The sequence below is a fragment of the Candidatus Melainabacteria bacterium genome (assembly GCA_016193285.1).
Classification (GTDB): domain Bacteria; phylum Cyanobacteriota; class Vampirovibrionia; order 2-02-FULL-35-15; family 2-02-FULL-35-15; genus JACPSL01.
The window spans coordinates 18,014-34,653 of sequence record JACPSL010000008.1 but is presented as its reverse complement, the minus strand read 5'-3'; the positions used below and the strand labels follow the sequence as shown (position 1 = coordinate 34,653).

At 34.8% G+C, this 16,640-nt stretch carries 14 protein-coding genes; 5 read left to right on the top strand and 9 right to left on the bottom strand.

Annotation, left to right across the window (positions count from 1 at the left end):
• Positions 1 to 18 precede the first annotated feature (18 nt).
• Positions 19 to 1,617 (top strand): HD domain-containing protein, encoded by a 1,599-nt coding sequence (locus tag HYY52_01635; GenBank protein ID MBI2995396.1) that lies wholly within the window; start codon positions 19 to 21, stop codon positions 1,615 to 1,617.
• A gap of 13 nt (positions 1,618 to 1,630) precedes the next feature.
• On the opposite strand, the gene cysE is transcribed toward HYY52_01635, so the two are convergent.
• From cysE to gatA, 5 genes are read right to left on the bottom strand one after another with little or no spacing between them, the layout of a single operon-like run.
• Positions 1,631 to 2,407: a serine O-acetyltransferase gene (gene cysE, locus HYY52_01630; GenBank protein MBI2995395.1), complete on the bottom strand. Its 777-nt coding sequence runs from the start codon at positions 2,405 to 2,407 to the stop codon at positions 1,631 to 1,633.
• 7 nt (positions 2,408 to 2,414) lie between these two features.
• Positions 2,415 to 3,383, bottom strand: a complete 969-nt coding sequence (cysK, locus tag HYY52_01625) for a cysteine synthase A (protein MBI2995394.1) — start codon at positions 3,381 to 3,383, stop codon at positions 2,415 to 2,417.
• Positions 3,384 to 3,414: 31 nt separating this feature from the next.
• Complete coding sequence (locus HYY52_01620; GenBank protein MBI2995393.1) at positions 3,415 to 4,002, bottom strand: isochorismatase family protein; 588 nt, start codon at positions 4,000 to 4,002, stop codon at positions 3,415 to 3,417.
• Entirely contained in the window at positions 3,983 to 4,324 is a 342-nt protein-coding gene (locus HYY52_01615; GenBank protein MBI2995392.1) for a hypothetical protein, read from the bottom strand. Before HYY52_01615 ends, HYY52_01620 begins: the two co-directional genes overlap by 20 nt.
• Positions 4,324 to 5,796: an Asp-tRNA(Asn)/Glu-tRNA(Gln) amidotransferase subunit GatA gene (gene gatA, locus HYY52_01610; GenBank protein ID MBI2995391.1), complete on the bottom strand. Its 1,473-nt coding sequence runs from the start codon at positions 5,794 to 5,796 to the stop codon at positions 4,324 to 4,326. The genes HYY52_01615 and gatA overlap by 1 nt, the downstream gene beginning before the upstream one ends.
• A 46-nt stretch (positions 5,797 to 5,842) precedes the next feature.
• On the opposite strand from gatA, the gene HYY52_01605 reads away from it, so the two are divergent.
• From HYY52_01605 to HYY52_01590, 4 genes are all read left to right on the top strand, one after another.
• Positions 5,843 to 6,460 (top strand): histidine phosphatase family protein, encoded by a 618-nt coding sequence (locus tag HYY52_01605; protein ID MBI2995390.1) that lies wholly within the window; start codon positions 5,843 to 5,845, stop codon positions 6,458 to 6,460.
• Entirely contained in the window at positions 6,453 to 6,644 is a 192-nt protein-coding gene (locus HYY52_01600; GenBank protein ID MBI2995389.1) for a hypothetical protein, read from the top strand. The genes HYY52_01605 and HYY52_01600 overlap by 8 nt, the downstream gene beginning before the upstream one ends.
• 66 nt (positions 6,645 to 6,710) lie before the next feature.
• Positions 6,711 to 6,890, top strand: a complete 180-nt coding sequence (rpmG, locus tag HYY52_01595) for a 50S ribosomal protein L33 (protein MBI2995388.1) — start codon at positions 6,711 to 6,713, stop codon at positions 6,888 to 6,890.
• Between the two features lie 13 nt (positions 6,891 to 6,903).
• Positions 6,904 to 8,829: a polysaccharide biosynthesis protein gene (locus HYY52_01590; protein MBI2995387.1), complete on the top strand. Its 1,926-nt coding sequence runs from the start codon at positions 6,904 to 6,906 to the stop codon at positions 8,827 to 8,829.
• On the opposite strand, the gene HYY52_01585 is transcribed toward HYY52_01590, so the two are convergent.
• From HYY52_01585 to HYY52_01570, 4 genes are all read right to left on the bottom strand, one after another.
• Positions 8,809 to 9,930, bottom strand: coding sequence for a DegT/DnrJ/EryC1/StrS family aminotransferase (locus HYY52_01585; protein MBI2995386.1), 1,122 nt, complete (start codon positions 9,928 to 9,930; stop codon positions 8,809 to 8,811). The genes HYY52_01590 and HYY52_01585 overlap by 21 nt on opposite strands.
• Before the next feature lie 130 nt (positions 9,931 to 10,060).
• Positions 10,061 to 10,927, bottom strand: a complete 867-nt coding sequence (locus HYY52_01580) for a hypothetical protein (GenBank protein MBI2995385.1) — start codon at positions 10,925 to 10,927, stop codon at positions 10,061 to 10,063.
• A 79-nt stretch (positions 10,928 to 11,006) separates the two neighbouring features.
• A complete protein-coding gene (locus HYY52_01575; protein MBI2995384.1) occupies positions 11,007 to 12,389 on the bottom strand; it encodes a hypothetical protein in 1,383 nt (460 codons plus the stop codon).
• Between the two features lie 169 nt (positions 12,390 to 12,558).
• A complete protein-coding gene (locus tag HYY52_01570; protein ID MBI2995383.1) occupies positions 12,559 to 16,632 on the bottom strand; it encodes a hypothetical protein in 4,074 nt (1,357 codons plus the stop codon).
• Positions 16,633 to 16,640: the final 8 nt, after the last annotated feature.

The window sequence follows — 16,640 nt, the reverse complement described above, 5'->3', positions numbered from 1 at the left end:
ACAGGATCAACCTGAAACATGAAACACAAAAAAGAAAATTTAACTCAAATCAATGATTTTTCTGTTGTAAAGCATAATGGAAACACTGATCATAGTAAGAATGAAATACCAAGCATAAAACCAACCAATGTTGAAGGACATTATCCACGCTTCATGTTACATGGAGCAGTCAACTTGCTTAATGAGGATTTAAGAGAATTAAGCATCATCCTTGAAAGCTTTCTTCCACACATAGATAAAATTGGAATCCAATTAAATGAGACAAAACCATTAATAAAAGAAATAATTGCTGGTACAGAAATTTTTAGAAGATTAAAAGGTGTAAGTCAAGTTGAGTTATTACCTTTTGCATTTAAACAAGTACCTTGGTTTACAAGATATACTCACTCTTGCCTAACTTATGTATTTGGAGATCATATTATAAATAAGCTCCGGCCTACATTAAATTTAAATGACATAGAACTACAAGCAACCAAACTTTGTTTTTTAATTCATGATATAGGTCACGGACCATTTAGCCATTTAACTGAAAGAGCTTTTAAAAAACCAAAAGGTAGAAGTGGAAAAATACCAAAGGAATATGACCATGAATATTGGACAAGAATACTTTTAAACGAACTTCAAGATCAATTATTTGACACAAACAATAATCCATATTTAAATAAAAAAACAAACAAAGAAGAAAAAGAGAAACTTGAGGTATTTTCAAAAGCTAAGGAAATTATTTCTAAAGAAGATAAAATCATTTTTTCCCGGCTGCTTTCTAGCCAGATTGATTTAGATAGACTGTCAAACTATCTTGGTGACAGGATTGTAGTAAATGCGATTTTAGAAGAAAAGGACATAAAAGACGAAGAAACAATCAAACTTTTAAGTACGACAAATGAAACAATAGAAAACATAAAACGTATAATTAATAATTTTGTAGTAATAGGAAAAGATGAAATTGCTATTCATGAAGATGCAGTAAATCCTGTCATTCATTACTTACTTGACAGGCATATAATTAGGTACTACCTTTTAAAACATTATCGCCGCGAAGCAGCAAACAATTTACTAGAAAAAATTCTTTTACGTGCACAATATCTTGTTAGAAATAATCAACTGGATTCTTTAGGCAAAACAGACTTGCTTGTTCAAACATGGCTTTTTGGGAACCATACAGAAGCAGAATTTATAGAGTTAGATGATCAGCTCGTGTTTAATCAAATCCGAAAGTGGGGGAAATATACAAACGATCCAATACTGCATGATCTAACTCTTAGATTTACAGCACATAATTTCTTCTTGTCATATTCTTGTGAAAAAAACAACAAGCCTGTAAAACCAAATAAAGAATTAATTGATCATATAAAAGATAAAGTAAACAACGAACTAAATGTGGATATTTCTTTTTACTCTAAAGAATTAATAACTGATTATTACTTTACTTATGAAGAAACTACATCAAAACCATATCATACTGACAAAGATGAAATTACTATCTATACCTCTGACAAAAAAGTTAAAAAACTATCGTCTTACATCAAAGACACAAAAAATGAGCTTGGTGAAATTCTCTTAAATACTGAGTTCGAAAGATATTTATTTGTGGTGCCGCAGGAAGTAGAATTGTAAATCGAAAATCGATTTATATTCCCATCCCATGGATATAATCATCAATATTTTGAATGGTATCTTTCTTTGGTTCTCTGCCATTATCTTCTAAGAACTTTGGCAATGGTTGCTGGTCTAGAATCTTATCTACTTGGCTTGATGTATTTGTTTCTTTTGAAAGAAGTTTTACTGCTTCTTCAAGTTCTTTTATTTTTGTAACTAAACACTTAATTGCATCTGCTTCTGGATCTGGTAACAAATTGTGGTTTAAAGGATCTCGTTCTGAAATTTTTCTACCTTCATAAACTACAATCCTTGCTGGAATACCTACTACAGTTGAGTTTGCTGGAACATCTCTTATGACAACTGAGTTCGCACCAATTTGACAATTATCTCCTATCTTTATATTCCCTAAGATTTTTGCACCACAACCAACTACAATATTGTTTCCTAAAGTTGGATGTCTTTTTACTTTTTTTGTACTAGTCCCGCCTAATGTAACTCCTTGATAAATAACTACATCATTACCAACTTCACTAGTTTCACCAATTACAACTCCTTTTCCATGATCTATAAAAAATCTTTTTCCTAATTTTGCTCCTGGATGAATCTCAATTCCTGTAAGCCATCTTGAAACATGGGAAATAAACCTCGGTAAAATTGGAATTCTAGTCTTGTAAAGAAAATGTGCAGCCTTATGAGAAATAAGAGCATGTAAACCAGGATAACAAAACAAAACCTCAATCCAGGAAGTACTTGCTGGATCTTTTTTTTGGATATTTTTTATTTCTTCATTTAGCCAGAATAACACAACATCCCTACTTAGCTACTGCCATTGCTGGTTCTAATAAATTAGCAAAAAGTGCAGTTGATAAATATCTTTCACCAGTACTTGGCAATATTGTTACTATTAGTTTACCCTTATTCTCAGATCTCTTACCAATTTCTAAAGCTGCATAAACAGCAGCCCCTGAACTAATACCAGCTAAAATTCCTTCTTCTCTTGCAAGCTTACGACCAAACTCAATAGCTTGATCGCTACTTACATGAAAAATTTCATCAATAACTGATCTGTCTAAAATATCAGGAACAAAACCAGCTCCAATACCTTGGATCTTATGAGGAGATGGTTGACCACCAGCAAGTACAGGAGATTCTTTTGGTTCAAGAGCAATAAGCTTTAAAGATGGTTTTCTTGGTTTTAAAACTTGCCCACAACCAGTTATAGTTCCACCAGTACCTATACCACTAATAATAATGTCTACCTTGCCGTCAGTATCCTTCCAGATTTCTTCTGCTGTTGTTTGTCTATGAATTAAAGGGTTAGCAGGATTTTTAAATTGTTGAGGCATAAAAGCATTTGGCGTTTCCTTTACAATTTCTTCTGCTTTTGCAACTGCTCCTTTCATGCCAAGTGCACCTGGAGTTAAAACAAGTTCAGCACCAAAAACTTTTAATAGCATTCTTCTTTCTATGCTCATAGTATCTGGCATTGTAAGAATAAGTTTATAGCCTTTTGCACTAGCTACAAATGCAAGTGCAATTCCAGTATTTCCACTTGTTGGTTCAACTAAAACCGTTTGCCCGGGTTTTATTTTCCCTTCTTTTTCTGCCTCACGTATCATACTCACACCAATTCTATCTTTTACCGATCCAAGTGGATTTTGACTTTCTAATTTACATGCAATAATTGTTGAAGGATCTAAGCCATATTGTTTATTTAACTTATTTAATCTTACAAGTGGCGTGTTGCCAACCAGTTCTGTAATATCGTTTGCTATATTCATATATTTCTCCTTATCTGATTAAATTATATCCTTACTTAAACAAGTGTTGCAATCTTTTAAACTCCTCACTTCCTGCTTCATAGGCTATTTCAAAAAGTATAGTTTCAACTGAACTTATAATTCCTCCAGCACTTTTAATTTTTTCTAATGCAATTTCTTTATTATGAGGTACCATTGTTGAAATTGCATCTGATGCTAGATGTACCTGAAAGCTATTATGTATAAGATCTAAAGAAGTTTGTAAAACACAAACATGAGCTTCAATCCCACAAATAGCAACCTTTTCAATTTTATTTTTTTTTAAGTCTTCAACAAAATCAGGCTTTCCACAACAACTCATTGATTTCTTAGAGAAAAATTTTGCATCTTTTAAAAGTTCTTTTAATTCACCAATTGTAGGTCCTAATTTTTCTGGGACTTGTTCAGAGACAATTATTGGTACTTTATATATATTTGCACCTGATAAAAGCAATTTAATATTTTTAATAGTTTCTTCATTGTTATATAAATGAGGAACAAATCTTTCTTGATAGTCTATAAGTAAAACTACTGAGTTTTCCTTAGTAAAAAGATTTGGATGTCTTTTTTTAGAGATCATACTACCAGTTACTTCTTTCATCTCGTGTTTTTTTATTCTCAATTTGTTCTTTTAAGGACTGAATTTGGTTTTCACCAATCTCTTTTTTTATTTTCCCTTTTATAATTAGATCTCCCTTTTTTTTCTTTTCTCCTTTTTTAATTAGCTTGTTTCCTTCAGTAATTAACTTCCTTGCTTCTTGTAGCCTTTTATTAAAAATTTTATCAACCTCATCAAGTACTGATATTGCTTCTTGTTTAACTTCTTGATTTGCAGCAGGTGGAGAACTCATTGAAAAAATACCAGCAAAAGAATAACTTGTTGTATACAAAAATAAGATTAAAAAGAGAACTACTTTTTTCATTAGTAAATCCCTACAGCTATTTTTTTATCAACTTTACACACTGATTCAAAAGCATAAGCTGCATTTAACAATAACTCTTCACTTAATGCAGGGGCAATTATTTGTAATCCAATTGGTAAACCTTTAGAATCAAAACCACACGGGACAGAAATTGCTGGCAAGCCTGCCAAGTTAGCAGGAATTGTTGCAATGTCAGAGAGGTACATGCTAAGTGGATCGTCAGTTTTAGAACCAAGCTCAAAAGCAGTAGTTGGAGAAGTAGGTGAAACTAAAAGATCTAATTTTTCAAACGCATTTAAGAAGTCTTGTGTAACTAATTTTCTAACTTGTTGTGCTTTTTTATAATAAGCATCGTAATATCCAGAACTTAGCGCATAAGTTCCTAGCATAATTCTTCTTTTTACTTCCTGCCCAAAACCTTCTTCTCTAGTGCTGTTGTACATTGCTAGGATATCTTTTGAACCAGGAGTTCTTAAACCATACTTAACACCATCATACCTAGCTAGATTTGAACTTGCTTCTGCAGTAGCAATAATATAATAAACAGGAACTGAATATTTTACATTTGGCAATGATACTTCAATAACTTCAGCCCCAAGGTCACTAAAACTTTTGACAGCATCTTTAATTGATTTTTTTATTTCAACATCTATTCCTTCATCCATTAACTCTTTAATAAGACCAATTTTTTTACCTTTAACCGTGCCTACATTTAAATATTTTAAATAGTCTGGAACATCAATATTTAAAGAAGTACTATCTTTTGGATCATAGCCGCTCATATATTGTAGAACTAAAGCTGTGTCATAAATATTCCTGCCAAAAGGCCCAATTTGATCCAGGCTGCTTGCAAATGCAATTAATCCAAACCTTGATACTCTTCCATAAGTTGGTTTTAATCCAACAACACCACAAAAACTTGCTGGCTGTCTTACAGAGCCACCTGTATCAGTACCAATGCTTACAGGTGTTTCCATTGCTGCAACACTTGCTGCCGAGCCTCCTGAACTTCCACCTGGAACAGTATTTAAATTCCAGGGATTTTTTGTTTTTTTAAAAGCAGAATTCTCTGTAGAACTACCCATTGCAAATTCATCCATGTTTGATTTTGCAAGGCAAATTGCACCTGCTTCCCATAATTTTGATGTAGCTGTAGATTCATAAGGTGCTATGAAATTTTCAAGTATTTTAGAACTACAAGTTGCAGTATAGTTTTTAACACAAATTACATCTTTTACAATTATTGGTACACCTGCAACCCATCCAAGCTTTTCACCTTTTGTAATTTTTTTATCTAACTCTTCTGCTTGTTTATAAGCAAGATCTTTAGTTATAGTATTTAAAGCCTGTATTTTTGGCTCTACTTGATCAATATGTTTATAAAACGCATTTACGATCTCTTTAGCAGAAACTTCTTTATTTAAAAAAAGTTTGTTTATTTCTTTAGCTGATTTATTAATGAGTTCGAGCATTAATGCTAAAGTATTCTAATATATTTTAAGTTGGTTGGTTACTAGGATGGAAATTTTGTTAATAAGACATGGGCAAAGCAAAGGAAATGAAACTTCTACTGTTCAGGGACAAACTGATGAAGGACTCTCTAAGCTTGGGAAAAAACAAGCTACAGAATTATCAGATTGTTTTAAGGCTGGAGATCTAAATGCAATATATTCAAGTGATCTAAAAAGAGCAACAGAAACTGCTAGGCCTACTGCAAGAAAATTAAATATTAAAATAAAAATAGATCCTAATTTTCGTGAAGCAAGCTTTGGAATATGGGAAGGCTTAACTTATGAAGGAGTAAAAGAAAAATACAAAGTTGAATATTCAGCATGGTATAAAAATTACTACGTAAGACCTGGTTGGTTTGAAAGCTTTGATTCTCACTTTAAAAGAATAAAAAAAGCAATAAAAAATATTTTACAAATTCATAAATCTAACGAAAGAATTGCAATATTTACACATGGGGGTTCTATAAAAACACAACTAGCTTATTTTCAAAAGCTTAAAGGAGAAGAACTTTCAAGACTTACAATAAAAAATGGTAGTTTAACTTCAGTAGAATTTAATCCTACAACACAATATGAAAAAGGAAAGTTAATTTATTATAATAAAGAAGTAATTAAAAATGGATGAACTTAATTTAGACGCTGAAAGTGTAACTAGAAATAAAACGTATGATTCGTTTGATCACTTAAAACATCTTTTAAAAGTTGGTTGGCCGCCAGATAGCCAATTAATAAAGAAATACTTAAAAGAAAATAATTTATCAAATAATGACTTACATAAAGCTATAGAACTCTTACGAAATACGTTTTAATTGTGAATTCTTTGAAATTCTTTCATATCTTTTATATAATTAAAATCTAATTTAGAGGACATAATCATGGCAAAAAAAGGTGATCGGGTAATAATAACTTTAGAATGTACTGAGGCAAAAAAAGAAGGAAAAACTCCCTCAAGGTACACTACTACAAAAAACAAAAGAAAGCAAACTGAAAGACTAGAGTTAAAAAAATATAATCCATATTTAAAAAGATATACACTCCACAAAGAAATTAAATAAGTTGGAGAATCAGATGTCTTTTAAAAACAAGATTTACTCCTTTAAAAAATCAGCAAGAATAATTATTGATTGTTTTCTTTTTGCTTTGTCATTAATAATCTCTTACAAACTTAGACTAGAACATAATTTATCCTCAAATATACAAAACTGGTATTGGACAACACAATTACCATTTGTTTTAGGCTTTGTAGTCTCTATAAGGTTAGTCTTTTTGTACATATTCCAAATCTACAGCAAAATGTGGCGTTATACAGAAATTGGAGAAATACTAGAACTTACAAAACCAATTTTTTTATCCTCTGTAATTTTAGCTATTCCAAGAATGATTGGTCTTGCTGCAATTAATCATATTTTTGTAATTCCAGTTAGTGTGATTATTATTGATTCATGTATTAGTTTAATTTTACTTTCTTCTGCAAGGCTTATTAGAAAATGGCAAATTTTAAATAGGGAAATAAAAAAAAGAAAAAAGTCCCGTTTAAACAAAATAAAGAAAAAAAGAACTATCTTAATAGGTGCTGGACAAGCAGCTCAAGAGCTAGCCAGGAAAGTATTACAACACCCAGAACTTGATATTGAAATAATTTGTGCACTAGATGATGCTGAAAGAAAACAAAACATAAAAATTACAAATAATGTTAGAGTTGTTGGTCAAATAAAAGATTTACAAAAAGCAGTAAGTGAACATGAAATAGAAGAAATTATTATTGCTATACCTTCAGCTTTACCAAAACAAATTAGAGAAATCATAGAGCTCTGCCAGAAAACAAAATTAGAGATAAAAATAATTCCTGGTGTTGATCAACTAGCAGAAGGTAAAGTAACTATTGAACAAATTAGAAAAGTAAGTCTTGAAGACTTACTTGGGAGAGAACCAGTAGATCTTTCAATACCTGAAGTTTCTAATTTTATAAATAATAAAACTATCTTAATAACAGGAGCTGGTGGTTCAATAGGTAGCGAACTAACAAAGCAACTAGTAAAAAACTTTTTACCTCAAAAAATATATATTTTAGGTAGAGGAGAAAATAGTATATTCCAACTGCTACAAGAACTAGCTAATTTGAATTTGACTAATACAAAAATCATGCCTATTATTTGTGACATAAGAAATTACAAACAACTATGCAATCACATTCAAAAAATAATTCCAGATGTAATTTTTCATGCTGCAGCACATAAACATGTTCCTCTAATGGAAGATCATCCACATGAAGCATTTGAAAACAATGTTATTGGAACAGACAACGTTGCAAAAATTTCTGGTGCTTTAAAAATAGAAACATTTGTAAATATTTCAACAGATAAAGCTGTAAACCCAATTAACATAATGGGTTGTACAAAAAGGCTTGCTGAGCTTGTAGTAAATGCATATGCAAAAGAATTCACTGATACAAAATACATCTCAGTTAGATTTGGTAATGTAATAGGAAGCAGAGGAAGTGTAATTCCAATTTGGGAATCACAATTAAAAAATAATCTGCCAATAACTATTACAGATAAAGAAGCTTACAGATATTTTATGACAATGTCTGAAGCTGCACAATTAGTCATTAAAGCAAGTGCTACAGGTAATTCATCTGAAATAATGGTGCTAGACATGGGTAGTGAAGTAAATATCTATAATTTAGCAAAAGATTTTATGAGATTATCAGGACATGATATTGAAAATATCAAAATTATTTTTACTGGACTTAGAGCTGGAGAAAAGTTACGAGAAGATCTTGTGGGTTACTATGAAGGAGCCATTTCAACAAAGCATAAAAAAATATTAGTAATTAAACCACAAGCTCGCTTACCAAGCCTTATTAAGTCAACAATTAATGAGTTACTTAATCTTGAAGCTGATCATGAAACCTTTAAAAATAAGTTATTAACAGAAACAAAATTACTAAATGAAAGTAAAACAACGGTAAGTTTAGCAACTAGCACAACTTAATAAGATCTGTTTAATTTTTTCCACAACTAAACCTTGGATCTCTTTTGTAATTTCTGGATACATAGGCAAAGATAGAATTTCATTGCAAACCTTTTCAGTAACAGGCAGATCTCCTTTCTTATAATTTAAAGAGCTAAAAGCTTTTTGAAGATGTATTGGAATAAGATAATAAATTAATGTTTCTATGCCATGCTCATTTAACTTTTCATACAGGAGATCTCTATGTTTAGTTCTAACTGTATATTGATGAAAAACATGCTGGCAAGAGGGTTTTACAGTAGGTAAGATTATGTCTAAATCTTCAAATAAGATATCATAATGTTTTGCGGCTTGAGTTCTTTTTAAATTCCAATCATCTAAATATTTTAATTTTATTCTTAAAATTGCGGCTTGTATTTCATCTAACCTGCTATTTAAGCCAATGTAATCATGAACATATCTTTTTGGTGAACCATGAACTCGCAGTTGCTTTATTTTCTTAGCAACATCTTCATTGTTTGTAAAAATTGCACCGCCATCACCACATGCCCCTAAATTTTTTGTTGGGAAAAAACTTACTGTTCCTATATCTCCAAAAGTACCAACAAACTTATTATTAAGCTTTGCTCCAATTGCTTGAGCGCAATCTTCAATTACATAAAGCTCATATTTTTTTGCAATCTCAACTACAGAGGCAATTTCACAAGGACCTCCATACAAATGTACCGGTAAAATTGCTTTTGTTTTTTTTGTAATCCTTTCTTCAATTTTTTGTGGGTTAATATTATAATCATCTTCTTTAATATCGACAAACACTGGTTTTGCAGATGCTAGTGCAATAGCTTCACTAGTAGCAAAAAAACTATTAGCTACAGTAATTACTTCATCACCATGTCCTATTTCTAAGGCTCTTAAGGCTAAATAAATTGCATCAGTACCATTAGCGCACGAGACTACAAACTTACAGTCCAGATATTCAGCTAGTTCTTTTTCAAATGCTTCTACATTTTTTCCAAGTATATAATGTCCTGAACTAAGTACATTTAAAACTGCTTCCTTAATTTCATTTTGAATTAAAGCATATTGTTGTGTAAGATTAACTATTGGAATTTTTTTTGTAATTAGATTCACGTTAGCTAAAGCTTTTATTTTTTCTTGTGAGAGAGAGCTTGTTTTTTCCTTTTCCTTTTCAAGACTTTTAAAGCTCTCTTCATACCTTTTTGTTGTTTTAATTTCATATTTTTACTTACCTCTACTCAGCTATAACAACAGGATTATTTAGAACTGAAATGCTACTTGGATTAATATTAACTATCGGGCCTTTTACTATTTCAGTATGGCCTTTTTGAGGAAAAGCTACAACAAGTTTTGATGTCCCTACACCTCTTGAAATTAAATCAACATCAACACTAAAGTCTTTATCTGCAACTTCAGTAAGCAATATTTCTACTCCTGGCCCTCCTTCATATAAAGAACTAGAACTAAATGATTTTGCAGAAATACCTGGCGCTAATATTGCATGTCCAAAAGTTTCATCTAGATCTACTACTTTTTTATCAAAAATTATTGGTATGAAAATAGATTCTTCTTTTTGAGAAGGCCTTTGTATTTCTAAAGTAATTTTATTTTGACTCATCTTAAACTTTTTTTTGCTTCCATCAGTATTTTCAGAGATTTCTACTTCATTACTTGATTTAAAATTTACTTTTACTTCTTCATTTAACACTGTCCCTTTTGAAGGAAGAGCAGGTTCATCTGCTACTTTAATCAATGAAACTAAGGTTTCTCCTCTACCAATTTGTTTAAGCAAAACCTTTAGTGTCAACGCTTCTGGCAAACCACTTTCATCAAGCTTTATTAAACCAACTCCAGGACCTACCTTATCCTTGGAGCTTGAGGCAACAGCAAGAATATTACTTGTTGCTAATCCTTCTAAAGATACTTTATCAAAATCTAATACCATTGTATCTATCATAATTGGAATAAAAAGTGTTTGTTGATCTTTTGGAATATTGTTAATGGAAACATCAATTGAATACTTATCATGCTCACCTTTTGCAAGTACACTATTTGTACAAAACAAAACTACAAAAAATATTATGGCTATATAATTTTTCATATCGTTTTTATTTTATATCATAATAAAAAAAAGAGAGACATCAAATTGATGTCTCTCTTTTAATCTGTAAAGCTTGGCTTTACTCAACGAGAGAATTCGAACAAGCACCTCTAGCTTTAATCTTCTTAGCACTTGTACCACCTCCGGTAGAAACATTCACATAGCTACCGTTAGGTATACATTCATCTGCGGAGTAACTTGCTTTTATTTGGTTACTCTTTACCTTTGTGCTAGAAGCTTCTCTGTCAGTAGGCACTATTGATACAGTAGTGTCATTTTTTACAAATTTCTTACCAGTGATTGTAAGTTTTGTTCCAGATGCTTTATTTACACTTACTGCATTTGTTACTTTTGGAGCTTTGCCCTCTCCTGCTGTAACTGTAATATCGCCAAGAGCTATTGTTTCACCACTTACTACTAGTGAAAGTGGCAATGTACCTGACATAGACACATCAATAATAGCTACTCCAGCTGTATTATTGCCTACAAATTCTACTTTTGAACCATTAAGTGTAGCAGTTGCTCCCATTGCTAGATTTTCAACAGACAATGCTACTGCTGCTTTTCCTGGACCAACTACTGAAGTAGGGCCAAGTAATGCAAATGTTCCAGCAGTTGTTGATGCTGCTGAGTTAGTTACACTATCTGGGCTAACTGTAGCTACCACACTGCTTGTAACATCAGTACCTCCAGCTGCTTCAACTTTGCTTACACTAATCATTGTTGCACCAAGAGCTGTACCTGGTTTCAACATTGCAGTAAGCACTGCCTTACTATCTGTGATAGTACCATCCCATGCTGCACTTAAAACACTTCCCATAACTTCAGTTAAAAGTTGAGTTGCACCAGTTCCCATAAATGTTACCCCACTATCAACAGTTACTACATTTGGAGTGCTGAAGTTTAATGTAACATTTACAGCAATGGTATCATTAACTGCTTGACCATTTATTGTAATTGTAATTGTATCTGCACTAAGCATTCCAGCACCTCCACTACTAGTGCTGCTGCTTGTTGTTGAACTTGTTGTTGAGCTGCTAGCAACTGTTACTGAACTAACATCTGCTGATGCCATTGCTCCAGTTATTGCAGTACCACCAAGCATGTCTAAAACATTTCCAACAGCAAACATTGAAGTGCCTGCCATTACCCCAGTCAATGGAACTGTAATTGTAAAACTAGCAGGAAGCGCTGTTTCACTTATGATACCAACACCTTCTGACATACCTCCAGTTAAAACCAGGGCAGGACTTACACTGGATGTTGCTGATCCTAAAGTTATAATACTAGTATCTACCGTTACCTCTACAGCAAGTCCTTGTGTACTGCCAGGTACACCACTTACTGATATTACTGCTTGTGATGGTGATGCTGTTTGTGCTTTTGCAGTTGGCCAATTAAAACCAAATAGACCACTCAAAATTAACACTGCCAACATACACGAAGTTGCTTTTTTAACCATTTTATTTTCCTCCACCCTTTCCAATAACCTTTAAAACTCTAAATGACTCCTTGATTCCCTATAGCTTATTTCTTTATTGACTTATTATTTTTTTCTATAGAACTATAAAAATTAATTTAATTTAAAAGAGAGGCCCCCAAAGATGGGGGCCTCAATGTTTACGAGCTTCTTAGCTTAGACCAAGTGCAGACTTGGCAGCTTTAATTACGCCTTGTAGTTTTGAACCACCTGAAGTAATAATTGCTCCAAGACCACCTTGAGCTGTGATGTAAGTTGTCAGTTCTGACAAAGTTACTGAACCATCTGATCCTGCTATTGCGTTGAACACGTCATCAGCAGTTTGGCCACCACCACCGCCAGCACAAAGAGCTGTCTTCGTTACTGAGGTAGTCTTAGTTCCACTAACTGATTCAGCTACAGAAACTGATACGCTTGTTGCTGAAGCTGCACAATCACCTCTAAGTTTTGCAGTAAATGAGCCGTCTTCTGAGGCCACTACTGTAACTGAATCATATGTGGTTGTGCCACCAGTTGTTACTACAACTTCAGCACCACCATCTACTGCTCCTGCTGTACCTGTTACAGTAACAACAATATCAGTAGTAGCAGCTCCACTTGAGGATGCAGTTGCTGCTAGTGAAGATACTGTGATCTTGCTTGCATCTGCATTCATTGCTGAGGTTACTACCTTAGCAAATGGATTTATTTGTGGAGTACTTTGCGCTGTTAGCCTGGAAGTAAGCAATTGATTTGCTAAGCTACCAGTTCCAAGTTGAACACCTGCGGCTTCAAGCTGAGTAAGTGCTTTTGCCGAAGCTTGTACATATGGTGTGAATACTGTTGGAGTCGATGCATTATTTCCAGATGCAGCTCCTGGAGTATTAACAACTATACCAGCATCTTGTACAAAGAACACAGCAGATGCAATGAGATCAGTCGTAGTACTGCTTGCAGCAGTAAACTTAAGATTCTTCACTGTAATTGTCGTAGTCGATTCCATTGGATTAGCAGCACCACTTGCTGTATTTTTCTTGACACCTATTACTACAGTACCAATCGGTGGATTTGGATCTACTGTGGCACTTGTAACAAGTGTTGGTGTCCCATCAATTACAAGCGAGTCATCCGAGAAGCTGACATCAGCTGTTGCTGGAGCAGCAGAGAATGCAGTACCTGCGGCTGGGATTAACCAGATTTGACCTCTTGACAATACTGTTGAAAGCAAGGAATTTTCTGGGTCCAAATTACGTGGAGATACTCTCCCGCCAATTGGAATTGCTCTTGCATCAAGCTCAGTAATCTTAACTGGATGTGAAGTTGTTACTCCACCAGTAGATAACCTTGGCGTTGCACCAATCATCGCATTGGTAGATGTTTCACCTTTAGTTGAGGTAGCAACATCATCAGCAAATGCAAAGCCTAGCGCTTGTGTTGCTGCACCAAGCATGGCCTTGCCAAGATTAGCAACAATGCTTGGGCTGTTGACTTTGTTTTGTGCAATTACTGATGCTTCAAGATTGCCAGTAACTGCAATAGGACAGAACAAGTCTTGAGCATCAATTCTTATTAAGACCGCATCAGTTGTCACTGCATCTGTACCTGTACCAAGAGCTGATACAATTCCAAAGTGCAACTTAGCTGGTGTAGTACCCGCTGCTGGAACTACTACGTTTGCATTTGTGATTGCTGCATCACCAGTACCACTTGCTGCAAATGTAGCTGTCACACCACCTGTTTGAGTTATTGTATATCGTGCAACGTCATTACCGCCAAGTGAGCCTGCTGTAGCTGATGAGGATGATGCTGTATTGTTGTCATCTCTATCATCAATGACATCACAACCACTAGGAAGTTGCACTTCAAATACAGTACCTTGACTTCCTCCACCAACCTGATTAAGCAGTTCACTAAACCCGGTAGCATTAAGTTCACTAACCAAGATACCTCTTGATTCGCCTTGAACAGTTGGAGAACCAGCAATTACTGTAGTACCAGAAACACTACTACTAGCACCACCAGTAAAGAATGCTGGAGCTGGAGCTATAGTACCTCCTGAACAAGCACTCATTACAGCTGTATCAACTGTTCCACTTGTAATTGCGCTTAATACTACACTTGACTGTCCGCCACTTGAACAGCTAATCCCAAGCTGGCTGCTTTCTGATACTGCCACACCCTGAGCAGATGCAAGTATACTAGTTTGTCCAGTTGCTGGTACACCAACTAACTTAGCAAGATTTAACGTGGTTGTTCCTATTAAGTTGTTACCAGATACTTGAGCAATAAGGTTTACATCTGAACTGAAAGTATTGCTGACATTAGTTACAGCTAATCTTGGAGTGATTGCAATAATATCTCTTGTAGCATCAAAGCCATTTTGTATCGGTAAGATTGTCAAAGTGTTATTGGTACAAGACGCATATAAGATGGCATTATCAAGAGTTTGTGAGTCAGCCACCATTGTTGTACCAAGAATACCACCAGCCAGGAAGGTCGGGTTTGTAGTTGTTGCTCCTGGAGTAGTACCAAAGATATTCGTCAGTGATTGAGTAAAGAAGTTTGTTGCACTGCTAACAAGGAACCTTGTCCCAGCTTGTGAAGCAGCAAGTCTTTGTTGTGAGCTGGTAGTTGTTCCAAAGTCAACTGCAGTACCAGCTGCATTGACTGCGCTACTTACAATTGCAAACCACCCAGCAACTGGATTTGTGCTAGTTCCACAATAGAGGTGTAAGTCAACAAACGCTGGATTATATGGTTCTGCAGCTAATGTACCAGGTACATTACCATTACCAAAAGAGCCCGTTAATAAATTAGCACCATTTGTATCAGTAGTACCTGCAATTCTTGACTCTTGTACTGCAAGACCAGGGCCACCTGTTACTGATGCAATTCCCCATGTACCACCAGCTGCAAAAGCAGCAGTTGATACAGAGCTAGTTGCTGAATCAAATAGCGCTGCTCTAAGTGCACCAAGATAACCATGTCTTGAAGTTTGTCCTGCTGCATGTCCTGCTGCTGATGGAGCAGCTCCTGGAGTTGAACTACTAAGAATGATATCTACTGCACTAAGTGTAGTAGTTGCTGCAGCATTATCATCCGAGAATGTAACAGTAATAGGCGCTGCCACTGAGTTACCAAATGTAGCAGTTAAGTCAAGCGCTGATCCAGACGGCACTTCTGCTGCTGAATCAATATCACTTAATAATTCACCTGTTGCAAACACCTGGTCTTTAGTAGAAGAACCAGTCCCTGCTGTACCACGAATTAAGATGGGTTCTAAGTCAAGTGAAGCTCCTGCAGCAGAGGTTGTAGTATCAAATACATTTACTGTTGTATTTGCACCTACCTGACCTAATGCTACTAGATTTGCACTTGCTGCATGTTTATCGTATAAATCTGTCGAGTCATCATCAGCATCTAATACAGCTTCAAGCTGTCCTGCTGGTGATGTTATTGTACATAAATTAATCGTTCCGGAAATACCTGGTATTGCTGCTGCTGCTGTTGTTGTCCCTGCACCACCAGCTGTAGTCGTTGTAGCTATTGCACCAATTCCTGATGGTGGATTTGCCTCAATAGTTGCTGTCAGTGTCCCACTCAGAGAAACATCTCCAGATGGTGGAACTGCAATACCTAAACCTGTAATTGAAATGGTAGCTGTGTTACTGCCCGTATTTGTTTTAGGATATGTTTCAACACCTGCACCACCAGTAGTATCACCATCTCTTGCAATTGCAACAATTGCTCTCCCAATTCCTGCTGTACCAGTAGTTACAACACCTACACTAATTGCTAGGTTGCTATCTGGCGTACCAGTTGTATTGTCGCTTGATAGTGCATTTGAAATTGTCGCATTTGCAGGAAGTATTTCATTTGAATTTCCAGCTGTTGTATCCTGGAAGCCTGGAACTACAACAAAGTTTGTACCAGTAGGTGGAACAAATGAAAATACATTACCTGTAACATTACTAGCTGCCGAGATGTCGCCTCCTGTAGTTGCATTTGCAGTTGCACCATTTGCTGATCCTGAAGGTGCGGCGTCCTGTGCTGGTGAAAGTTCAGCAGCTGTTAGCGTGATTTGTATCGTACCAATGTTATATACCGTCACTAATGCACCAGTTGAAGTAGTACCTGAATGTTGAAAACAAGTACCTGCTGTAGGTGCAGTAGTAGTTATCGCTGCTTGAGCACTTGGCCCAACAAGCGACAGTAAATTTGAAAACACAAACGCGAAAACAAACATGAGCGCAA